This window comes from Nonomuraea sp. MG754425, assembly GCF_021699195.1.
Taxonomy (GTDB): domain Bacteria; phylum Actinomycetota; class Actinomycetes; order Streptosporangiales; family Streptosporangiaceae; genus Nonomuraea.
On sequence record NZ_SSXE01000020.1, the window covers coordinates 27,481 to 49,002 of the forward strand.

The 21,522-nt window shown below is 73.0% G+C and carries 23 protein-coding genes; 18 read left to right on the forward strand and 5 right to left on the reverse strand.

Annotated elements, in window-relative coordinates:
- The 7 genes from FAF44_RS09870 to FAF44_RS09900 are packed head-to-tail and all read left to right on the forward strand — an operon-like array spanning position 1 to position 6,110.
- Positions 1-969 (forward strand): ABC transporter permease, encoded by a 969-nt coding sequence (locus tag FAF44_RS09870; RefSeq protein ID WP_237102757.1) that lies wholly within the window; start codon positions 1-3, stop codon positions 967-969.
- Positions 966-1,784 (forward strand): ABC transporter permease, encoded by an 819-nt coding sequence (locus tag FAF44_RS09875; protein WP_237102758.1) that lies wholly within the window; start codon positions 966-968, stop codon positions 1,782-1,784. The genes FAF44_RS09870 and FAF44_RS09875 overlap by 4 nt, the downstream gene beginning before the upstream one ends.
- The gene (locus FAF44_RS09880) at positions 1,781-2,737 is read left to right on the forward strand and encodes an ABC transporter ATP-binding protein (RefSeq protein ID WP_237102759.1); all 957 of its coding nucleotides are present in this window, start codon (positions 1,781-1,783) and stop codon (positions 2,735-2,737) included. The genes FAF44_RS09875 and FAF44_RS09880 overlap by 4 nt, the downstream gene beginning before the upstream one ends.
- A complete protein-coding gene (locus FAF44_RS09885; RefSeq protein WP_237102760.1) occupies positions 2,734-3,471 on the forward strand; it encodes an ABC transporter ATP-binding protein in 738 nt (245 codons plus the stop codon). The genes FAF44_RS09880 and FAF44_RS09885 overlap by 4 nt, the downstream gene beginning before the upstream one ends.
- Positions 3,468-4,448 (forward strand): P1 family peptidase, encoded by a 981-nt coding sequence (locus FAF44_RS09890; RefSeq protein ID WP_237102761.1) that lies wholly within the window; start codon positions 3,468-3,470, stop codon positions 4,446-4,448. The genes FAF44_RS09885 and FAF44_RS09890 overlap by 4 nt, the downstream gene beginning before the upstream one ends.
- 4 nt (positions 4,449-4,452) lie before the next feature.
- Positions 4,453-5,049, forward strand: coding sequence for an FMN-binding negative transcriptional regulator (locus FAF44_RS09895; RefSeq protein ID WP_237102762.1), 597 nt, complete (start codon positions 4,453-4,455; stop codon positions 5,047-5,049).
- A complete protein-coding gene (locus tag FAF44_RS09900; protein WP_237102763.1) occupies positions 5,046-6,110 on the forward strand; it encodes a C45 family peptidase in 1,065 nt (354 codons plus the stop codon). The genes FAF44_RS09895 and FAF44_RS09900 overlap by 4 nt, the downstream gene beginning before the upstream one ends.
- A gap of 3 nt (positions 6,111-6,113) precedes the next feature.
- Here FAF44_RS09900 and FAF44_RS09905 read toward each other — a convergent pair whose 3' ends face one another.
- Positions 6,114-7,277 (reverse strand): acyl-CoA dehydrogenase family protein, encoded by a 1,164-nt coding sequence (locus FAF44_RS09905; RefSeq protein WP_237102764.1) that lies wholly within the window; start codon positions 7,275-7,277, stop codon positions 6,114-6,116.
- A gap of 65 nt (positions 7,278-7,342) precedes the next feature.
- Here FAF44_RS09905 and FAF44_RS09910 point away from each other — a divergent pair, with 65 nt between their 5' ends.
- The 4 genes from FAF44_RS09910 (at position 7,343) to FAF44_RS09925 (ending at position 11,342) form a co-directional block, all read left to right on the forward strand.
- Positions 7,343-8,776 carry an aldehyde dehydrogenase gene (locus FAF44_RS09910; protein ID WP_237102765.1) on the forward strand — a complete coding sequence of 478 codons (1,434 nt, stop codon included), beginning with the start codon at positions 7,343-7,345 and terminating at the stop codon, positions 8,774-8,776.
- Positions 8,773-9,900, forward strand: coding sequence for a CaiB/BaiF CoA-transferase family protein (locus tag FAF44_RS09915; RefSeq protein ID WP_237102766.1), 1,128 nt, complete (start codon positions 8,773-8,775; stop codon positions 9,898-9,900). Before FAF44_RS09910 ends, FAF44_RS09915 begins: the two co-directional genes overlap by 4 nt.
- Positions 9,897-10,559, forward strand: coding sequence for a GntR family transcriptional regulator (locus FAF44_RS09920; RefSeq protein WP_237102767.1), 663 nt, complete (start codon positions 9,897-9,899; stop codon positions 10,557-10,559). The genes FAF44_RS09915 and FAF44_RS09920 overlap by 4 nt, the downstream gene beginning before the upstream one ends.
- Before the next feature lie 75 nt (positions 10,560-10,634).
- Positions 10,635-11,342: a thioesterase II family protein gene (locus FAF44_RS09925; protein ID WP_237102768.1), complete on the forward strand. Its 708-nt coding sequence runs from the start codon at positions 10,635-10,637 to the stop codon at positions 11,340-11,342.
- Positions 11,343-11,352: 10 nt separating this feature from the next.
- Here FAF44_RS09925 and FAF44_RS09930 read toward each other — a convergent pair whose 3' ends face one another.
- Positions 11,353-12,237 (reverse strand): MurR/RpiR family transcriptional regulator, encoded by an 885-nt coding sequence (locus FAF44_RS09930; protein ID WP_237102769.1) that lies wholly within the window; start codon positions 12,235-12,237, stop codon positions 11,353-11,355.
- A 171-nt stretch (positions 12,238-12,408) separates the two neighbouring features.
- Here FAF44_RS09930 and FAF44_RS09935 point away from each other — a divergent pair, with 171 nt between their 5' ends.
- From FAF44_RS09935 to FAF44_RS09950, 4 genes are all read left to right on the forward strand, one after another.
- Positions 12,409-13,785, forward strand: a complete 1,377-nt coding sequence (locus FAF44_RS09935) for an MFS transporter (protein ID WP_237102770.1) — start codon at positions 12,409-12,411, stop codon at positions 13,783-13,785.
- A complete protein-coding gene (locus FAF44_RS09940) occupies positions 13,782-14,213 on the forward strand; it encodes a GAF domain-containing protein (protein ID WP_237102771.1) in 432 nt (143 codons plus the stop codon). Before FAF44_RS09935 ends, FAF44_RS09940 begins: the two co-directional genes overlap by 4 nt.
- Positions 14,210-15,415: an amidohydrolase family protein gene (locus FAF44_RS09945; RefSeq protein ID WP_237102772.1), complete on the forward strand. Its 1,206-nt coding sequence runs from the start codon at positions 14,210-14,212 to the stop codon at positions 15,413-15,415. Before FAF44_RS09940 ends, FAF44_RS09945 begins: the two co-directional genes overlap by 4 nt.
- A gap of 148 nt (positions 15,416-15,563) precedes the next feature.
- Complete coding sequence (locus tag FAF44_RS09950) at positions 15,564-16,361, forward strand: alpha/beta hydrolase (protein WP_237102773.1); 798 nt, start codon at positions 15,564-15,566, stop codon at positions 16,359-16,361.
- Between the two features lie 13 nt (positions 16,362-16,374).
- Here the strand turns inward: FAF44_RS09950 and FAF44_RS09955 are convergent, their stop codons facing one another.
- Genes FAF44_RS09955 through FAF44_RS09965 form a run of 3 tightly spaced genes read right to left on the reverse strand, consistent with a single transcriptional unit; the run spans position 16,375 to position 18,709 of the window.
- Complete coding sequence (locus tag FAF44_RS09955; protein ID WP_237102774.1) at positions 16,375-16,947, reverse strand: hypothetical protein; 573 nt, start codon at positions 16,945-16,947, stop codon at positions 16,375-16,377.
- Positions 16,948-16,997: 50 nt separating this feature from the next.
- Entirely contained in the window at positions 16,998-17,648 is a 651-nt protein-coding gene (locus tag FAF44_RS09960) for a response regulator transcription factor (RefSeq protein WP_237102775.1), read from the reverse strand.
- Complete coding sequence (locus FAF44_RS09965; protein WP_308193308.1) at positions 17,645-18,709, reverse strand: sensor histidine kinase; 1,065 nt, start codon at positions 18,707-18,709, stop codon at positions 17,645-17,647. Before FAF44_RS09965 ends, FAF44_RS09960 begins: the two co-directional genes overlap by 4 nt.
- 165 nt (positions 18,710-18,874) lie before the next feature.
- Here FAF44_RS09965 and FAF44_RS09970 point away from each other — a divergent pair, with 165 nt between their 5' ends.
- The 3 genes from FAF44_RS09970 (at position 18,875) to FAF44_RS09980 (ending at position 21,489) form a co-directional block, all read left to right on the forward strand.
- Positions 18,875-19,333, forward strand: a complete 459-nt coding sequence (locus FAF44_RS09970; protein ID WP_237102776.1) for a CBS domain-containing protein — start codon at positions 18,875-18,877, stop codon at positions 19,331-19,333.
- 144 nt (positions 19,334-19,477) lie between these two features.
- On the forward strand, positions 19,478-20,764 hold the full coding sequence (locus FAF44_RS09975; protein WP_237102777.1) for an SLC13 family permease: 1,287 nt from the start codon (positions 19,478-19,480) through the stop codon (positions 20,762-20,764).
- 83 nt (positions 20,765-20,847) lie between these two features.
- Complete coding sequence (locus FAF44_RS09980; protein WP_237102778.1) at positions 20,848-21,489, forward strand: hypothetical protein; 642 nt, start codon at positions 20,848-20,850, stop codon at positions 21,487-21,489.
- The last annotated feature ends 33 nt before the right edge of the window (positions 21,490-21,522 follow it).

Genomic DNA, 21,522 nt, shown 5'->3' on the forward strand with positions numbered 1-21,522 from the left:
ATGCGGCTGCTGATGTGGTGGTCCGGCCGGGCGCTCAGCTCGGCCGCCACGCTCCTGGGCGTCTCCGTGCTGATCTTCGCGGCCGTGCGCCTGATGCCCGGCGGCTTCGCGGAGACGGTGCTCGGGCCGTTCGCCACCGCCGAGCAGAAGGCCGAACTGGCCACCCGCTACGGGCTCGACCAGCCGGTCTTCATGCAGTACGGGCACTGGCTGGCGGCCGTGTCCGGCGGCGACTTCGGCATCTCGATGATCAGCCGCCAGCCGGTCGGGGCCGAGTTGCTGGCCCGCCTGCCGGTGACGGCCGAGCTGACCGTGCTGGCGGTGGCGGCGAGCGTGCTGCTCGGGGTGCCGCTGGGCGTGCTCACCGCCGTGCGCGCCCGTCCGGGGGGCGGCGGCGCGGCCGGCCGGCTGCTCAGCGGGCTGGGCGTCAGCGTGCCGGAGTTCGTGCTGGGCAGCCTGGTGGTGTTCGTCTTCTCCCGGTACGCGCTCGGCCTGAAGGTCGGCTCCTGGGTGCCGCTCACCCAGGACCCGGCCGCGAACCTGGCCACGATGATCCTGCCGGCGGCCGTGCTGTCGGTCTTCGCCATCTCGGTGACCGCCCGCACCACCCGCGACGCGGTCATGGGCGTGCTGGTCGAGCCGTACGTGACGGCCGCCGTCGGGCGCGGGGAGTCGCCGTGGTCCATCGTCAGGCACCACATCCTGCGCAACGCCGCCACCCCCGTGGTCACGCTGATCGGCACGACGGTGGCGTACCTGCTGGGCGGCGCGCTGATCGTGGAGCACGTGTTCAACCTGCCGGGCGTCGGCTCGTACATCGTGCAGGCCGTCGGCCGCCGGGACTACGCGGTCGTGCAGGCCGGGGTGCTGCTGGCGGCCGGGGTGTTCATCGTCATGAACGTGCTGATCGACCTGCTCGTGGGGGCGATCGACCCCCGGCTCGGCGTGCTGGCGGGGAGGCGCTCGTGAGGAAGCTGGACCGGCTGTCCATCGGCGGGCTCGCCTGCCTGCTCGTCCTGGTGCTGTTCGCGCTGGGCTCGCCGGCCGGGGCCGGGGGAGACCCGGACGCCATCGTCGGCCCGCGGTTGCAGCCGCCGGGGCCGGGCTGGTGGCTCGGCACCGACAACCTGGGCCGCTCGGTGCTGCCCCGCGTCATGGAGGGCGTCGGCACCACGCTGCTGCTCTCGTCGGTCGCGGTGCTGGTCACGGCGGTGCTGAGCGCGGCCTTCGGCATCCTCGCCGGATACCGTGGCGGTTACCTGAACGAGCTGGTGATGCGCCTGGTGGAAGTGCTCTACTCCTTCCCCGCCATCGTGCTGGCCATCCTGGTCGCGGCCGTGCTCGGCCCCGGGCAGACGGCGGCGCTGGCCAGCATCGTGCTGGTGACGATCCCGCTGATGACCCGGCTGGTGCGGGCCGCCGCCGTGGCCGTGGCGCAGCGCGACTACGTCACCTCCGCCGTGATCAGCGGGGCCGGGCTGCCGCGCGTGCTGGTCCGGCACGTGCTGCCGAACGTGGCCGGCACGATCGCCGTGCAGGGCACGTACGCGCTGTCGGTCGGCATCGCGGTCGAGGGCGGGCTGAGCTTCCTCGGCTTCGGGGTGCAGCCGCCGCAGGCGTCCCTGGGGGTGCTCATCCAGCAGGGCGGCACGTACATGATCGCCGCGCCGTGGCTGATCCTCGGCCCCGGCGTGGTGCTCGTGGCGGCCATCCTGGCGATCAACGTGGTCGGCGACGGGCTGCGCGACCGGCTCGAACCCAGAGAGACGAGGTCACTGACATGAGCCTGCTCTCCGTACGGAACCTGGTGATCGACTACGCCCGCACCCGCGCGCTCGACGGGGCCGACCTGGAGGTGGCGCAGGGCGAGACGGTCGGGCTGGTCGGCGAGAGCGGGTCGGGCAAGTCCACGCTCGGCTCCGCCGTCGGCCGGCTGCTGCCGCGGGCCGCCCGGCGCGCCGGGGGCGAGGTGCTGGTGGCGGGGGAGCCGGTGTTCGACCTGCCCGACGCCAAGCTGCGCCACCTGCGCAGACGGCACCTCGGGTTCGTCTTCCAGGACCCGATCGGCTCGCTCGACCCGACCATGCGCGTCGGCAACCAGCTCCGCCTGGTGCTCGGACGGGGCGGCGACGTGCGCTTCCACCTGGGACGGGTCAAGCTCGACGACCCGCGGGTGCTGCGCTCCTACCCCCACCAGCTCTCCGGCGGCATGGCCCAGCGGGTGGCGATCGCGATGGCCATGGCCACCTCGCCCGAACTGCTCGTCGCCGACGAGCCGACCGCCGCGCTGGACAGCCAGGTGCGCGAGGAGGTGTCGAACGTGATCTTCTCGCTGGCCGCCGACGCGGGCGCCAGCATCCTGTGGCTCAGCCACGACCTGCCCGCCGTGGCCCGCCGCTGCGACCGGGTGGCGGTCATGTACGGAGGCCGCGTGGTCGAGAGCGGCCCCGCCCGCGAGGTGCTGGGCAATCCCGCCCACCCCTACACGGCGGCGCTGGCCGGCGCCGCGCCCGCCGCCGCGGCCCACGGCGTGCGCCTGGAGCCCGTCCCCGGACGGCCTCCCGTGCTCACCGGGCCGTCGCCGGGCTGCGCGTTCGCCCCGCGCTGCGCGTTCGCGGAGGAGCGCTGCGGGCACGAGCGTCCCGCCCCGGTGCGGATCCGCGAGCAGGACGTGCTCTGCCACCGCGCCGCCGACCTGGAACCGGAGCTGTCCCGGCGGCGGGAGGTGACGGCGTGATCCTCGAACTCGACGACGTCACCGTCACCTTCGCCGCCGGGCCGCCGCTGCGGCGCATCCACCTCGACGCCATGCGGCACGTCTCGCTGTCGGTCGCCGAGGGCGAGACGCTCGGCCTGGTCGGCGAGTCGGGCTCGGGCAAGACCACCACCAGCCGGGTCGCGCTCGGCCTGCAGCGTCCCACGGCCGGGACGGTCAGGTTCGACGGCCGCCCGTTCCCCCGGCGGCGGCGCGCGCTGGCGGGCCGCATGCAGGCCGTGCTGCAGCATCCGCACTGGTCGCTGAACCCGCGCATGCGCGTCGGCCAGAGTGTCGCCGAGCCGCTGGACGTGCTCGGCCGGCCGGCCGGCGACGCCGTCGCCGAGATGCTGGAGCACGTCGGCCTGGACGCCGGCTTCGCCGGCCGCTACCCGCACGAGCTGTCCGGCGGCCAGCGCCAGCGCGTCTCGATCGCCCGCGCCCTGATCACCAGGCCCGGCTTCATCGTCTTCGACGAGGCCGTCAGTGCGCTGGACGTCTCCGTCCAGGTGCAGATCCTCAACCTGATCAAGGATCTGCAGGCGGAGTACGGTTTCAGCGCCCTGTTCATCTCCCACGACCTCGGCGCGGTGCGCTACGTCGCCGACCGGATCGCCGTCATGCGCGCGGGCGAGATCGTCGAGACCGCCGACACGCCCACCTTCTACACCGCACCCGCCCACGAGTACTCGAAGCAGCTTCTGGAGGCACTGTGACGTACGAGCCCAGGCCGGCGACGCCGTCGGCGTTCGCGCCCGGCGTGCCGCGCAACGCGGACCTGCCGCTGACCCCGCAGCCCAGCCCGGGGCGCGGCTCGGTCGCGTTCGACCTGCCCGGCGTGCGCGTCGGCACGGCCGAGTACGGCGAGGGCCCCACCGGCTGCACCGTGATCCACCTCCCGGCGGGCGCGCGCACGGCCGTGGACGCCCGCGGCGGCGCGGTCGGCATGAGCGGCGGCTACGACTACAACCACGCCGTCTGCCTGGCGGGCGGTTCGGTGTACGGGCTGGCCGCGGCGGCGGGCGTGAGCGACGAACTGCTGCTCAGCCGCGACAACGTCACCAGGTGGGACGAGCTGCAACTGGTGTCGGGGGCGGTGATCTACGACTTCTCCTGCCGTGACAACGCCGTCTACCCCGACGCCGAGCTGGGCCGGGCCGCGGTGCGGTGGGCGAAGGAGGGCGAGTTCCCGGTGGGCCGGTGCGGCGCGGGACGCACGGCGAGCGCGGGCAAGATCGACTTCGGCCGGGCGGAGTTCTCCGGGCAGGGCGCCGCGTTCGGCACGTTCGGTGAGATCAAGGTGCTGGTCGCGACGGTGGTCAACTCCGTGGGCGCGGTGGTCGACCGGCAGGGCCGGGTCGTGCGCGGCAACTACCACGCCGCCCAGGGCCTACGCCGCCACCCGAGCGCCGACTACGCCGAGCTGACCGGGGCCCCGGCCGTCATGGGCAACACGACGCTGACCGTGATGATCACCAACGTCAGGCTGACCGACGTCGAGCTGCTCCAGGTGGGCCGCCAGGTGCACAGCTCGATGCACCGGGGCATCCAGCCGTTCCACACACTGACCGACGGGGACACGATGTTCGCGATGACGACCGACGAGGTCGAACTGGCCGGGGTCAAGCCCACCGGCCTGGGCACGCTGGCCTCCGAGGTCGCGTGGGACGCCATCCTGAGCGCGGCGGAGTGACGACATGTGGACCGCACCCCGTTACGCCGTCGATGATCCCGCCCGCGTGGACGCGCTGGTCAGGGAGAACCCGTTCGCCATGGTCGTGAGCGTCGTCGAGGACGTGCCCGTGGCCACCCACTGTCCCGTCCTGCTGGAGGGGGAGAGCGTCGAGGATGGCACGCTGATCGGCCACATGGCGAGCAAGAACCCGCAGTGGCGCTCGTTCGAGTCCTCGCCCGAGGTGCTCGTCGTCTTCTCCGGGCCGCACGGCTACGTCTCGCCCACCGTGTACGGGACCGACCCGGCCGTGCCGACCTGGGACTACGCGGCCGTGCACGTGACCGGCCGGGTGGAGCTGATGGACGACGCCCTGGAGGTGGTGGAGCGGACGGTCGCGGCGGCGGAGGCGTCCCGCTCGCCCTCGTGGGAGCCGACGCCCGCCTCCCGTGAGAGGTTCCGGGCCCTGCTGCCTGGGGTAGTGGCCTTTCGCGTGCATGTTCGTACGCAGCAGAGCGTGTTCAAGCTGAGCCAGGACATCGACGCCGAGCGGTACAGCCGCGTCCGCGCCTGCGCCGGCGCCGAGAACCCGAGGCTCGCCGAGTTGATGGACAGGTCATGACATTTCCCACTTTCACGTCCAGTCAGATCGAACCCAGGGCCCGTGGCAAGGAGTTCGGCACCCACCTGCGCGAGCGGGTCGCCGCCAACCTCACCGGCTACACCGAACTGTTCACGGTCGCCGGGGCGAGCGCCGGGCAGGTGCGCGCGTGGGGCGAACGGGCACTGGAGGCCACCGAAGCCTGGTCGCCGTCGCTGGCCGGCGAGATCGCCGGCATCGCGGCGGGCGCCGGTCTGGAGCCCTGGCAGGTCTCGGTGGTCAACGCCCGCACCGAGATCCTGGCCGCCATCGACATGATCGGTCACGGCGAGTGCTCGACGTCGGTGGTGCTGCCGCAGGAGGGCCCGCCGCGCACGGTGCAGACCTGGGACTGGCACGACCATCTGCGCGACGCCCCGGTGCTGTGGGAGTACGAGCTGGACTCCGGCCGCGTCGTGCGCACGTTCACCGAGGCCGGGACGCTGGCCAAGATCGGTATCACCACGGCCGGCCTGGGCGTGCACTTCAACATCCTGCGCCACGACTCCGACAGCGCCGACCTGGGCGTGCCCGTGCACCTGATCGCCCGCCGCATCCTCGACGAGGCGTCCTCGGTGGCGGAGGCGACCGAGATCGCCCGCTCGGCCAGGGTCTCGGCCTCGACCGTCATCACGGTCGTCACCGAGTCGCAGGCCGCCTCGATCGAGATCTCCCCCGACGGGGTGGCGGCCATCCCGCCCGGCCCCGACGGCGTGCTGCTGCACTGCAACCACTTCCTCGACCCCGGGCTGGCGGCGGGGGAGCGGCACGCCACCGAGCGGCCCGCCACCTACGACCGGATGCGGCACCTGGAGGAGCACGTCGAGGGCCTGAGCGGCGCGGACCAGAACGGGCGGGCGCTGACCATGCTCAGCCACGCCCCCGACGGCGCCCCCGTCTGCGCGCATCCCGACCTCACGCAGCCGCTCAACCAGCGCTGGGAGACGCTCGCCACGATCGGGCTCGACCTGCCCGCCGGGCGGCTGCGGGTGCACCAGGGCGGGCCCTGCCAGGTCACCGAGGCGACCTGGCAGACCTTCTGAGCCTCACTTGAACGCCGGGATCCCGGTCAGCGCCTTGCCGATGACCAGCGAGTGGATCTCGGAGGTGCCCTCGTAGGTGAGCACCGACTCCAGGTTCACGGAGTGCCTGATCACCGGGTACTCCAGGGTGATGCCGCTCGCGCCGAGCAGCGTGCGGCACTTCCTGGCGATCTCCAGGGCCTCGCGCACGTTGTTGAGCTTGCCGGCGCTCACCTGCTCGGGGGTGAGCGTCCCGGCCTCCTTCAGCCGGCCCAGGTGCACCGCCAGCAGCAGGCCCTTGCCCAGCTCCAGCGCCATGTCCGCGAGCTTCTCCTGGGTGAGCTGGTACGACGACAGCGGCCTGGCGAACACCTCGCGGTCGCCCGCGTACGCGATGGCCGTCTCCAGGCAGTCCAGCGCCGCCCCCATGGCCCCGAACACGATCCCGAACCTGGCCTCGTTCAGGCAGCCCAGCGGCCCCGACAGGCCGCGGGCGCCGGGCAGCATGGCGTCGGCCGGCAGGCGCACGCCGTCGAGCACCAGTTCGCTGGTCACGCTCGCGCGAAGGGAGATCTTGTGCTTGACGTCGTTGACGGTGAAGCCCGGGGTGCCGGCCGGGACCAGGAAGCCCCGGACGCCCTCGTCCGTGCGCGCCCAGACCACGGCCACGTCCGACACGGAGCCGTTGGTGATCCACATCTTGGTGCCGTTCAGCACCCAGTCGCCGCCCTCGCGCTTGGCCGTGGCGCGCATGCCGCCCGGGTCGGAGCCGAAGTCGGGCTCGGTCAGGCCGAAGCAGCCGATGCGCTCGCCGGCCGCCATCGCGGGCAGCCACTCCTGCTTCTGCTCCTCGCTGCCGTACTTCCAGATCGCGTACATGGCGAGGGAGCCCTGCACGGAGACCAGGCTGCGCAGCCCGGAGTCGGCGGCCTCCAGCTCCAGGCAGGCCAGCCCGTACGAGACCGCGCCCATGCCGGCGCAGCCGTACCCGTCGAGGTGCATGCCGAGCACGCCGACGGAGCCGAGCGTGCGGGCCAGCTCGCGGGCGGGCAGTTCCCCGGACTCGAACCAGCCGGCGACGTGCGGCCGGATCTCCCGGTCGCACACGCGCCGGACCGTGCTCCTGATCTCGCGTTCCTCGTCGGTGAGGAGGGTGTCCAGGGCGAACAGGGCGGTGGGTGCGATCATGCCGGGCTCCGTATTTTGGATCCAATATTGAAAATCCAATATGACACAGTTAGGGTGCGTTGACCATGGACGTTCTGAATCTCATCGGTGGCCGCTGGGTCGAGGGCGAGGGCGCGGAGTTCGCCGACACCAACCCCGCCCGGCCCTCCGAGGTCGTGGCGCGCGGGCGGTTCGCCTCCGCGCGTGAGGTGGACCGGGCGATCGCCGCCGCCCGCGAGGCCGCGCCCGGCTGGGCGGCGACGCCGCACCACGCCCGCGCCGCCGTCCTGACCGGGGCCGCCGACCTCGTGGACGGCCACGCCGACGCGTGGGGCGCCGAACTGGCCCGCGAGGAGGGCAAGACGCTCGCCGAGGCCGTCGCCGAGGTCCGGGGCGCGGCCCGCATCCTGCGCTACTACGCCGGCGAGGCCGACCGCGACAGCGGCGAGGTCTTCGCCTCCCCGCGCCCCGGCGAGAGCGTGCTCGTCGTCCGCAAGCCGATCGGCGTCGCCGGGCTGATCACGCCGTTCAACTTCCCGATCGCCATCCCCGCCTGGAAGATCGGCCCGGCGCTGACGTACGGCAACACCGTGGTGTGGAAGCCGTCCTCGCTGGTGCCGCTGCTCGCCCACCGGCTGGCCTGGGCGCTCGTCGAGGCCGGCCTGCCGGACGGGGTGCTCAACCTCGTGTACGGCGAGGCGGAGGCGGGCTCGGCCATCGTCGATCACCCGGGCGTGGACGCGGTGTCGTTCACCGGGTCCACGGCTGTCGGGCGGGCCGTCATCGCGCGCTGCGGCGAACTGGCCAAGCCGGTGCAGACGGAGATGGGCGGCAAGAACGCCTCCATCGTGCTCGCCGACGCCGACCTCGACCACGCCGCCGAGCAGGTGTGCCTGGGCGCGTTCCGCTCGACCGGGCAGAAGTGCACCGCCACCTCGCGGCTCATCGTCGCCTCCCAGGTGGCCGACGAACTGCTCGACCGGGTGGCCGGGCGGGCCGCGCGGCTCGTCGTGGGCGACCCGCTGTCGCCCGACGTGGAGATGGGCCCCCTGGTGAGCTCGGCCGCGCGGGACCGCGTCTCGGCCGGGGTCGCCCAGGCCGTCGGGGAAGGCGCCAGGCCGCTGGCCGGGGGCGGGTCGCTGGAGCGTGACGGCTGGTTCGTGCCGCCCACCCTGCTCGACCTGCCGGGGACCGGGGTGGACTTCTGGCGCACCGAGCTGTTCGGCCCGGTGGTGGGGGCCGTGCGGGCGTCGAGCACCGAGGAGGCGCTCGGGCTGGCCGACCTCAGCGACCACGGCCTCTCGGCGGCCCTGTTCACCCGGGATCTCGGCGTGGCCCTGCGCGCGGTCGAGCGGCTGGAGGTGGGCGTCCTGCACGTCAACTCGGAGTCGGCGGGCACCTTCCCGTACGTGCCGTTCGGCGGGGCCAAGCAGAGCGGGTTCGGGCCCAAGGAACAGGGGCGCGCGGCCAGGGAGTTCTACACCCGGACCGTCACCGTCTACCTCGGGTCGCCGGCATGAGCGGTGCGCTCTCCGGCCTCCTGGTGGCCGACTTCAGCCGGGTGCTGGCCGGGCCCTACTGCACGATGTTGCTGGCCGACCTCGGGGCCGAGGTGGTCAAGGTCGAGCGGCCGGGGGCCGGGGACGACACCCGTGCCTGGGGGCCGCCGTACGCCGGCGGCGAGGCGACGTACTTCCTCGGCGTGAACCGCAACAAGCGCTCGATCGCCCTCGACCTGCGGGCCGACGCCGACCTGCAGGTGGCGCGGGCGCTCGCCGCGCGGGCCGACGTGCTCGTCGAGAACTTCAAGCCCGGGACGATGGACCGGCTCGGCCTGGGCCACGACGCCCTGCGGGAGCTCAACCCCGGGCTGGTGTACTGCTCGATCACCGGCTTCGGCTCGGGCGCGGGCGCCGCGCTGCCCGGCTACGACCTGATCGCCCAGGCGGTCGGCGGGCTGATGAGCGTCACCGGCGAGCCGGACGGGCCGGGCACCAAGGCGGGCGTGGCGCTGGTGGACGTCATCACCGGCCTGCACGCGGCGCTCGGCGTCATGGCCGCGCTGCGCCACCGCGACAGCACCGGCGAGGGGCAGCGGATCGAGGTGTCGCTCCTGTCGTCGTTGCTGTCGGCGCTCACCAACCACGCCTCCGCCTACGCGGCGGCCGGGGTCGTCCCGCGCGCGATGGGCAACCGGCACCCGAGCATCGTCCCGTACGAGGTGTTCCACGCCGCCGACCGCCCGATCGTGATCGCGGCCGGCAACGACCGCCAGTTCCAGGCCCTGTGCGCCGCCCTCGACCGGCCCGCCCTCGCCCGCGACCCCCGCTACGCCACCAACCCCGGCCGCGTGGCCGCCCGCGAGAGCCTGGTCGCCGACCTCGACGCCGCCCTCGCCGAGCGCACGGCGGACGAGTGGTTCGACCGGCTCACCGCCGCCGGGGTGCCGTGCGGGCCGATCAACGACCTGGCCGCCGCCTTCGCCCTCGCCGAGGACCTCGGCCTGGAGCCGTCCGTCGAGCTCGACGGCGTCGGGCAGGTCGCCAACCCCATCCGCCTCAGCGCCACCCCGCCCGCCTACCACCGGCCGCCGCCCGCGCTCGGACAGGACGCGGCGTGGGTTCGTGAGATATTGGGGCGGTGAGTCCGGACGAGGCACGACGCAGGCCGCCCACAGCCCAGCAGTTCGTGCTGGGCGAACTGCGCCGCGCCATCACCACCGGCCGGCTGCGCCCCGGCGCTCCCATCCGGCAGGACGCGCTGGCCGAGGAGCTGCAGGTCAGCCGGGTCCCGCTGCGCGAGGCGCTGAAGACCCTCGAAGGCGAGGGGCTGGTCACCTACCAGGCGCACAAGGGCTACTGCGTCGCCGTGCTCTCGCTCGACGACCTGCGCGAGGTCTACCGCATCCGCCAGCTCCTGGAGGAGGAGGCGGTGCGGGCGGCGGTGGCCCGGCTCACCGACGCCGACCTCGCCCGCATCGAGGCGGCCCAGCACGACGTCGAACACGCGGCGGCGGCGGGCGACGTGCTCGCCATGGCCACCGCCAACCGCACGTTCCACATGACGCTGTTCGACTGCGCCGCGATGCCGCGCCTGGCCCGGCTGATCCGCACGCTGTGGGACACGACCGACGCCTACCGGTCGATGTACTACGGCGCCGCGGGCAACCGCGAGCGCGTGGTCGAGGAGCACCGCGCCACCCTCGACGCGCTGCGCCGCCGCGCCGCCGACGAGGCGGTGCGCACGCTCGACGTGCACCGCGAGCACGCCGTCACCGAGCTGGAGCCGCTCCTCGACGCCTGAGATCGCGGGCCGCCAGGCGCGGGCCTACGATCGGAGCACGCCGGGGCCCCCGCCCGCCGGCGCGGAGGAGAGCGCATGACCTGGTTCCACGCGATGGACCCCCGCCCGCACGCCGCCCTGCGGCTGTTCTGCTTCCCGCACGCCGGCGGCGCCGCCTCGGCCTACCGCGACTGGCACCGGGCGGTGCCGCCGGAGGTGGAGGTGCGGGCCGTGCAGTACCCGGGCCGGGCCGACCGGGTGGGCGAGCCGCTCGTGGACGACGCCCGCCTGCTGGCCGACCGGATCGCCGAGGCCATGCGCCCGCTGCTCGACCGCCCGGCCGTGCTGTTCGGGCACAGCATGGGCTCGCTGGTCGCGTACGAGACGGCGTTGCGCGTGCGTCCCGCCCACCTGGTCGTCTCCGGGCGGCGGGCGGCGAACCTGGCCCGCCCCGGAACCGTGCATCTGGGCACCGAGGCGGAGCTGGTCGCCGAGCTGCGCCGGCTCGACGGCACCGAGCGCGAGGTGCTGGACGAGCCGGAGCTGCGCTCGTACGTGCTGCCGATCGTGCGCGCCGACTACCGCCTGGCCGAGACCTACCGCAACCCGGCGGCCGAGCCGGTCGACTGCCCCATCACGGCCGTCATCGGCGACAAGGACCCCGAGGTGGACGCCTCGAACGCGGGCGGCTGGGCCGCGCTGACCCGTGGCGGCTTCGCGCTGCACGTGCTGCCCGGCGACCACTTCTACCTGGCCGACCGGCGCGACGAACTGCTCAGCCTGATCCTCGCCGCCGTACGGTGAGCCTCGGGTCTCAGGGCTTGGCGGGCGCGGCGGGACGGCGGTGCAGCAGGCCGAACTTGGCCCACATCGCCTCCGCCGCCTCGATCGAGGCCCCCGTACGGGCCGGGTCGATGGCGGCGAGCTGGGTGACCAGGGCCTGCGCCACGGCGACGCCGGCCGTCAGCGACGGGAAGAACGCCTCGCCCTCCGCGGGCACCATCACGACCTCCTCGGCGGCGCTGGCCAGGGCGGGGCTGGCCGCGTCGGTGAGGGCGAAGACGCGGACGCCGCGTGAGCGGGCCTCGTTGGCGGCCAGCACCGTGCTCTCGTACAGGCGCCAGAAGCTGATCGCGATGAGCACGTCGCCCTGCCCGATGACCGCCATCGCGTTGGCCAGCTCCGCGTCACCGCCCGTGACCGACTGCACCGGGTAGCCGGCCAGCCGGGCGTTGTGGGCGAGCGCGAGCCCCACGGCCGCGTAGCTCCCGTCGGCGACGATCACCGTACGCCGGGCCTCCGCGATGGCCTGGGCGATCGTGACCAGCACGCTCTCGTCGAGGCGGCGGTTGAGCAGGGCCAGGTCGTCGAGGTCGCGGCGCAGCGAGCGGGAGCTGGGCGAGCCGGTGCCCCGGTGCTCGGCCGCGACCTGGCCGGCGCTGAGCGAGGACAGGTAGCGGGCGCGCAGCTCCTGCTGCAGGGAGGGCCAGCCGGCGAAGCCGAGCGTCTGCGCCGTGCGGGTGACGGTGGCGACGTTGACGCCGGCGATCTGGGCCAGCTCGCCGGCCGACTCGAACGAGGCCCGGCGCGGGTGCGAGAGCAGCACCTCCAGCACGGCGGCGGCCTTGCCGCGCAGGCCGCGCGGGGGCAGGCGGTCGCGCAGCCAGTCCTCGTAGCTGTCCGTGGGGCGTCGCGTCACCTCGTCCCTTTCCCGAGCGCCGGTTCGCTGTCATGCGGTCGTGCGGTCCGCACCATGCTATGTGGTTGCGACGAAGCTAACGTGCAATGACCGTTGCATTTTTACCAATCTGCACTATATGTTGCTTCGCATTCGACTTGCAGGGCCATGACCTGGGGAAAGGTGTGTTCGATGACCTTGTTGGCCCGTTTGGACCGGCTCCCGCTGAGCCGTCCACACTATGTCCTGCTCCTGATCGGCGGCCTGGGCTACACCTTCGACGGCATGGACTCCGCCGTCGTCGCGTTCCTGCTGCCCAGCGCGCAGGAGGCCTGGGGCCTGTCCAACGGCCAGCTCGGCATCATCGGGTCCGCGACGCCGTTCGGATTCCTGTTCGGCGCGACCGTCGCGGGCCTGCTCGGAGACCGGATCGGCCGGAAGAAGGTGATGATGTATGCGCTCGCCTTCTACGCCGTCTTCTCCGTGGTGGCGGCACTCGCGCCGAACTACGAGGTGTTCCTGGGCGCCCGGGTGCTGGCCGGAGCCGGTGCCGGAGCGGAGAGCGCGATCATCGCGCCGTTCCTGTCCGAGTTCGTGCCCGCCAAGCGGCGCGGCTGGTTCATCGGGGCCCTGGCCGGGTTCTTCTCGTTCGGGTTCGTGATGGCGGCGCTGATCGGCCGTTTCGTGGTGCCGACCTTCGACGACGGCTGGCGGATCGCCCAGGTGATCACCGCGCTGCCGATCCTGATGCTGCTGTGGTGGCGCCGCTCGCTGCCGGAGTCGCCGCGCTTCCTGCTCCAGCAGGGCCGTACGGCCGAGGCCGAGGCGGTGGTCGCCGACCTGGAGCGGCGCGTGGAGAAGGCGACCGGGCAGGCGCTCCCGCCGGTGCCCGAGGCCGCCGCCGCGCCCGCCGTCAAGACGCCGAAGGTGAACCTGATCAGCGCGCTGCGCTTCCTGTGGAGCCCGGCCATGGCCAAGCGCACGGCGGTGATCTGGCTGGTGTGGTTCGTGATCACGTTCTCGTACTACGGGTTCTTCTCGTGGATCCCCACACTGCTCGTGCAGCGCGGCATCACGGTCACCAAGAGCTTCGAGTTCTCGATCATCATCTACCTGGCGCAGATCCCGGGATACTTCTCGGCGGCCTGGCTGTCGGAGCGGATGGACCGCAAGAACACGATCGCGCTCTACCTCGCGGGCTCGGCGGTCAGCGCGTTCTGGCTGTCGCAGATGGACACGCCCGTCATGATCACGATCGCGGGCGCGGTGCTGTCGTTCTTCCTGAACGGCACCTACGCCGGCGTCTACTCCTACACCCCCGAGGTCTTCCCGACCTGGATCCGCGCCACCGGCACCGGCCTGTCCAGCGCGTTCGGCCGGGTCGGCAGCATCCTCGCCCCGACGATCATCGGACTGTCGGCCGCAAGCCTGGGCTTCGCCGGCGTGTTCGGACTGACCACGGCGGTGCTGGTGGCAGGAGTGGTGTGCGTGGTCGTGTTCGGACTGTCCACCGCAGGACGATCACTTGAAGAGCTGACCGAAACGACGACGGAGGAGGCGGCCAGATGACCGGGTTCGAGGAACTGGAGGAGAGGGTGCGCCGGGAGATCGGCGTACGGCTGTTCACCGTGCTGGCCTGGGTGCCGCAGCGGCGCGCGCTGCGCCGCGTGCACAGCAGCCACCCCGAGCAGTACCCGGTGGGCGGCGAGAAGACGATCGAGGTGGCCCAGGACTGGCTGGCCACCTGCATCGAGGGACGGCGGCCGTACTTCGGCCCGGACCAGGCCGCGGTACGGCAGATCTTCGCCGACCACGAGCTGATCGCGAGCCTCGGCTGCTCCTCCATCATCAACGTGCCCGTGCTCGGCGACGACGGCGAGGTGCTCGGCGTGCTGAACATCCTGCACGCCGAGGGCACCTACGACGACGCCTCCGTGGCCGCCGCCGAGGCGCTCGCCAAGGACGCCGCCGCCGGCTTCACCGGTGGTGCGGCATGAGCCTGCTGCTCAGGAACGCGCTCCTGCTCGACGTCTCGACCGGCGAGTACGCCGAGGCCGACCTGCGCTGCGCCGACGGCCGCATCGCCGAGACCGGCGACGGCCTGACCGCCCCCGACGGCACCCGCGTGCTCGACCTGGCGGGCGCGCGGGTCGTGCCCGGCCTGATCGACGCGCACGTGCACGTCACCGCCTCCACCGCGGACCTGGGCTCGCTCGGCTCCATGTCGCCCGCCTACGTCGCCGCCCACAGCGCCCGCATCATGGGCGACATGCTGAGCCGCGGCTTCACCACGGTCCGCGACGCGTCCGGCGCGGACTTCGGGCTGGCCGACGCCCAGGCCGAGGGCCTCATCCGCGGCCCGCGCCTGCTGTTCTGCGGCAAAGGGCTGAGCCAGACCGGCGGCCACGCCGACTTCCGCGGCCGGGGCGAGCACCTCACGGACGAGCACCCGTGCTGCGCGGGCGTCGGCCGGGTGGCCGACGGCGTGGACGCGGTCCGTGCCGCCGCCCGCGACGAGCTGCGCAAGGGGGCCCACCACATCAAGGTCATGGCCTCCGGCGGCGTGGCCTCGCCGACCGACCGCATCGACTCGACCCAGTACTCCATGGACGAGTTGCGCGCGATCGTCGAGGAGGCCGAGGCCGCCAACCGGTACGTCGCCGCCCACGCCTACACCGCCCGCGCCGTGAACCGGGCGCTGGAGGCGGGCGTGCGCTCCGTCGAGCACGGCAACCTGCTCGACGACACCAGCGTCGAGCTGTTCCTGCGGCACGAGGCGTACCTGGTGCCGACGCTCGTGACGTACTGGGCGCTCAAGGAGGAGGGCCGCGACTTCGGGCTGCCCGAGCAGAGCTGGCGCAAGGTGGACGCGGTGCTCGAAGCCGGGCTCGTCGCGCTGGAGCGGGCCACCCGCGGCGGGGTGCGCATGGCGTACGGGACCGACCTGCTCGGCGGCATGCACCGGCACCAGAAGCAGGAGTTCCGGCTCCGGGCCGAGGTGCAGCGGCCGATCGACGTGCTGCGGGCGGCCACCTCGGGGGCCGCGGAGCTGGTCGGCCTGACGGGCGAGATCGGCACGCTGGCCGTCGGCGCGCACGCCGACCTGCTCGTCCTCGACGGCGACCCGCTGGAGGACATCGGCGTGCTGGCCGACCCCGGCCACGTGCGCCACGTGGTCCAGGCGGGCGCGCTGGTCTGAGGTCCGGGGTGTGTCGCGTGGTTCGGGCGGGTGTGCTGGTCTGGGGCGCGGGGTGTGTCGCGTGGTTCTGGCGGGTGTGCTGGTTTGAGGTCCGGGGCGGCGTGGGGCGTGGGTGCGCCGCGCCGCCCCCGTGCGTACCGTGGTCGGCGTGACGACGTTCGCGCGCACCGCCCTGATCGTCGCCGCGGTGCTGATCCTGCTGCTCGGGCTGCTGTGGGTGTTCCAGCGGCGGCTGATCTACCTGCCCGACCGCGGCCCCGTGCCCCCGGCCGCCTCGGTGCTCCCGGGGGCACGCGACGTCACGCTCACCACCCGCGACGGGCTGCGGCTCGCCGCCTGGTACGTCCCCGGCGACGGTGACGTGACCGTGCTGGTCACGGGCGGCAACGCGGGCAACCGGTCGCACCGCGCGCCGCTGGCCAGGGCGCTGGCCGCGCACGGGCTGCCGGTGCTGCTCATGGACTACCGCGGCTACGGCGGCAACCCCGGCAGCCCGACCGAGGAGGGCCTGTTCCTCGACGCCCTCGCCGCGCGCGACTTCGTCACGAGCCCCTGGGTGATCTACTTCGGCGAGAGCCTCGGCGCGGCGGTCGCGACCAGGCTGGCGCTGGAACGCCCGCCCGCCGGGCTGGTGCTGCGCTCGCCGTTCACCGACCTGGCCGACGCCGGCCAGGTCAGCTACCCGTTCCTGCCGGTGCGCGCGCTGCTGCGCGACCGCTTCCCCGTCGCCGCCGCAGTCGGCTCCGTACGGGCCCCGGTCGTCGTCGTGTACGGCACCGGCGACACGATCGTGCCCGCCCGCCTGAGCCGCGCGGTGGCCGCCGCCGCCCGCGCGACGACCGTGGAGGTGCCCGGGGCCGGGCACAACGACCTCGTCCTGCTGAACGGCAGGGAGCTGATCGGCGCGGTGGTGGAGCTCGCCGCGCGCGCCGGTCAGGCGGAGTGACCCTGCGTGGTCGCTACAGCCAGCTCGCCCGCACGCTCGTCGCCGGCTCGGCCCCGGCGGGCGCGCCCGGGCCGGCGGCGCGCACGGAGCCGAGCAGCCGGCCGACGGTCTCGACGATCTCCGGGGCGCGCTCGCGCAGACCCGTCACGTCCGCGTCGGTGACCTCGTCGCGCGCCACCCCGGACTCCTTCAGCACGCCCTCCAGGTCGGCCAGCCGCTCGCCGAGCCACTCCAGCGGCTCCGCCGACAGCCGCTCGTCGAACACCCGCCGGCCCGGCTCCCAGCCCTTGACCCCGGGGTGGTGGTGGGTGCGGTCGAAGCTGCCCGGCGTGCCGGTGACCGATTCGAGCAGGTCGACGCGCCAGATCGGCCGTTCGACGGTGATGGGACGGGCGGAGTAGATCGAGCCCTTCAGCTCGCCGGGCGCCAGCCGGCGCAGCTCCAGCCGGACCCCGCGTTCCGCGCCCTCCTGGCCTTCGAGCGGGTTGGGATCGACGAAGTAGATGTCGCTCACGGCCACGCCGATCCGATCGAAGCCGAAGAGGTAGAGCACGGGGACCACATCCTTCGCGCTGGTGCCGGGCATGCCTTGCCTCCAACGTAACACCGGGGCCCGCGAGCGGCCGTCCGGCGGGATCAGGGCTCGACGAGACCGGCGCGGATGGCGTAGCGGGTCAGCTCCAGGCGGTCGCGCATGCCGAGCTTCTGCAGGATGTTCGCCCGGTGCCGATCGACCGTCTTCACGCTGATGACCAGCGTCTCGGCGATCTCCTTGGCCGAGTTGCCCTCCGCGATCAGCTTGACGATCTCCTCCTCCCGCGGCGTCAGGATGCTCTCCGGCATGCGCTCGCCCTCGCGGTCCCGCTGCAGGTAGTCGCGGATGAGCGCGGTGACCGCGCCGGGATAGAGGAACGGCTCCCCGCGCATCGTGGCCCGGCACGCCTCCAGCAGGTCCTGGTCGGCCACGGACTTGAGCACGTACCCGGACGCGCCGACCTTGAGCGCCTCGAAGAAGTACTGCTCGTTGTCGTACATCGACAGGATCAGGATGCGCACGCCGGGCGCCCGCCGGGAGATCTCCCTGGCCGCCTGGAGCCCGGTCATGCGCGGCATCGCGATGTCGAGGATGGCCAGGTCCACCGTCTCCTCCGTGGCCGCGGCCACGGCCTGCGCGCCGTCCGCGGCCTCGGCGACCACCTCGAGGTCGGGCTCGGCGTCGAGGATCAGCCGCAGCCCCCGGCGGACCAGCGCGTGGTCGTCGGCCAGCAGGATCCGGGTCTTGTTCACGTGGTCGCACTCCGATCCGAAGGGATGACGAGACTGACGCGGGTGCCCGCACCCGGAGGGGAGTCGATGGTCAGGCGGGCTCCGATGAGCAGGGCGCGCTCGCGCATGCCCCTGATGCCGGCGCCGTCCCGGATCGCGCCGCCCCGGCCGTCGTCGGTGATGCGCAGCACCAGGCGGCCTTCCTCGGCGGCGAGCGACAGCGCGGCACGGGTGGCGCGGGCGTGCCTGGCGATGTTGGTCAGGCTCTCCTGGGCGATCCGGTACAGGACCAGTTCGACGTCCGCGCCCAGGGCCGGCAGGTCGTGCTGCACGGAGCGGGTCACCGGGATGCCGCTCATCTGGGAGATGTCGCTGGCCAGGGCGCTGAGCGCGCTGTGCAGCCCGAGATCCTCCAGCACACCGGGACGCAGCCGGCGGGCGACCTGGCGGACCTCGTCGAGGCTGGCGCGCACGGTCTCCTGCACGCCGTGCAGTTCCTCCCGCAGGTCGTCGGGGGCGCGGTCCACCACCCGCTTGAGGCCGAGCAGCACCACGGTCAGGCTCTGTCCGATCTCGTCGTGCAGCTCGCGGGCGATGCGCTGGCGCTCGCCCTCCTGCGCGGCGAGCGCGTGCGCGCTGCTCGCGCTGCGCTCGGCCTCCAGCCGGTCCAGCATCGAGTTGAACGCGTCGATCAGGTAGGCGAGATCGCTGTTGCCGCTGTCGGACAGGCGGTCTCCGCTGCGCAGCAGGTCCACGCGTTGCATGAGCGCGGTCAGCGCGTCCAGCGGGGCCAGGCCGCGGCGCAGCAGCAGCGCGTCGGCGGCCAGCATCACCGCCAGCCCCACCAGCAGCACCGGCACCTCGGCCCACACGACCGGGGCGGAGACCGTGGCGGGGGAGAGCGCGAGCACGAGTGTCCCGGCCGCGAAGACCAGTCCGTTGATCACGAACAGCCGCCGGAACAGCGCCTGCGCCGGCGCGCCCGGCATCCCCATGCCCGGCATCCTCGCGCTCGGCCTCCCCGCGCGCCGGGCCCCGTCCGGCGGCACGTCCCCCGTGCCGACGTCAGAGCGATCGTTCATCTCACCAGCCTGTTCGTCGCTGGGGGTAGTTGTCCATGCGGTCTGACCCCCATTGAGAATTCCGTCACTACATGTTCTATCCCTGCCCAGATGGGTGCCGGACCCGATAGCCGCCGGCTCATGTTCTCCCCGAGGATGGACCGGAACCGGATTGGAGACAGCGACGTGGACGCCAGCAACATCGCAGTGAACCTGCCGACCGTGACCGCGCGCGACCCTGTCACCAAAGCCGTGCGGATCATGGCACTGGCCAGGATGCCCGGCCTCATCGTCGTGGACGAGGAGGGCCGGCCGTCCGCCGTGCTGCCCGGCACCCAGGTGCTGCGGCTGGCGGTCCCGGGGGCGTACCAGGAGGATCCGGCGCTCTGCCGGACGATCGACGAGGCCCACGCCGACCTGTTCTGGGGTGAGCTGGGCGACCTGACGGTGGGCGACTGCCTGCCGCGTCAGCCCGCCACCCCCGCGACCGTGCCGCTCCACTCGACGCTGCTGGAGGTCGCCGCCCTCATGGCCCGGCTGCGCAGTCCGATCGTCGCGGTCGTCGACCGCGAGCGCCGGCTGACCGGGGCCATCACGCTGGAGCGGCTGCTGACCTGCCTCGCGCTCTCCGGCCAGGACGACTGACACCCATCCCCACTCACCGGACGGGCACCCAGGCCCGCCCGGGCCGAAGCATGCCCACCCTACGGAGGTCTCTATGTTCCGCTGTTGTCTCGCCCCGCACTCATCCGGCGCGGTTACCCGGTCCGGACCGCCGGGGAATGCGGGATGAGCGCCTTCATCGCACTGGGGATCTTCCTCGTCGCCTTCTACTTCATCGCGACGGAGAAGGCCAACAAGGTCAAGGTGGTGCTGGTCGCCGCGGGGTTGATGGCCGTGCTCGGCCTGATCCCGGGCGCCGAGGTGTTCTTCTCGGAGCATGAGGGCATCGACTGGAACGTCATTTTCCTGCTGTTCGGCATGATGGTCATCGTCGGCATCATCAAGCAGACGGGCGTCTTCGACTACCTCGCCATCTGGGCCGCCAAGAAGTCCAGAGGCCGGCCGTACCGGCTGATGGTGATGCTGATGGCCATCACCGCCATCGCCTCACCCTTCCTCGACAACGTCACCACGATCATGCTGGTCGCGCCGGTCACGATCGTGGTGTGCAACCGGCTGCGGATCGCCGCGCAGCCGTACCTGATCGCGGAGGTGCTCGCCTCGAACATCGGCGGCGCCGCCACGCTGATCGGCGACCCGCCGAACATCATCATCGGCAGCCGCGCCGGGCTGACCTTCAACGACTTCCTCGTGCACATGGCGCCCATCGTGGTCGTCATCTTCGCCGTGTTCGTGCTGCTCTCGCGGTGGTTGTTCGCCAGCTCGTTCCAGTACAACGAGGAGCACGTGGCCGAGGTCATGGCGCTGCAGGAGCGGCGCGCCATCACCGACCCGAAGCTGCTCGTGCGCTGCCTGGTGGTGCTGACCGGGGTCGTGATCGGGTTCGGGCTGCACGCGGTGGTGCACATCGATCCGTCGATCGTGGCGCTGGTCGGCGCCGGGGTGATGCTGCTGGTCTCCCGCGCCAACGTCTCCGACGTGCTGAACGAGGTCGAGTGGCCCACGCTGGTGTTCTTCATCGGACTGTTCGTCATGGTCGCGGGCCTGGTGCACACCGGCGTGATCGCCGCGATCGGCACGTGGGCGCTGGACACGCTGGGCGACAACTACTTCGTCGCCGCGACGGCCCTGCTGTTCGGCTCCAGCGCGCTGGGCGCGTTCTTCGACAACATCCCGTACGTCGCCACGACCGCCCCCATCGTCGAGGGCGTGGTCGAAGCGGCCCCCGACCCGCAGACCGGCCAGGCGCTGTGGTGGGCCTTCGCCCTGGGCGCCGACTTCGGCGGGAACGGCACCGCGGTCGCCGCCAGCGCCAACGTGGTGGCTCTCGGCATCGCCGCGCGCAACGGGCACAAGATCACCTTCTGGCAGTTCACCCGGTACGGCATCATCGTCACCGTCATCAGCACGGTGCTCGCCTGGGTGTACGTGTGGCTGCGCTACTTCACCTGATGCGGCCCCTGACACCGGGCCAGGGATAGATCAGGGGCGATCACGGATGGGCCGGGCGGCCCGCGCGCGGCATGGTGGCAACCATGAACCCCGCGAGCCGCCCGGCCCAGCTCTCGTTCACCGCCGGCCCGGCCGCCCTGCTGGGCGGCTGGGCCCTCCTGCTCCCCGTGCGCGGGGGCCTCGAACCGGGGCCCTGGTGGACGGCCGCCCACCTCGTGTGGCTGGCGGCCTTCCTGCTGCTCGGCCTGATGACGCTGGCCATGCGCGGCCTGGCGGAGCCGGTGACGGGCGGGCGCCGGGCACTGGTGGAGTCGGTGACCGGTGTGGCGATGTTCGGCCTGGCGGCCAACCTCACCCAGGTCGTCATCGACCTGTACGCCGGGTTCGCCGCGGTGGACGGCCCCGCGATGCGGGCCCTGCTGGCACAGGCCAAGGACGTCCCGGGCGTCGAGCCGCTCGTGTACGGCGCCGGCGCCCAGGTCTTCTACGTCGCGGTGCTCGCGCAGGCGGTCGTGCTGGCCCTGCTGCACCGGGTCACGCCGGCCGGCGCCGCCGTCACCGTGGCGGGCGTGGCGCTGCTGGTGGTGGCCGCGTTCGAGGAGGGGAGCGGCTCGGCGCTGGTGGCCGTGGGCATGGCCATGATGTGGCTGGGCACGCTGCTGCTGGGCCGCGGCCCGTCCGGCAGGCCGGCCGTCACCGCCCCGGCCCCCGTCGCGCACCGCTGAGCGTCGCGCGGCACACGGACCGGGACCACTCCC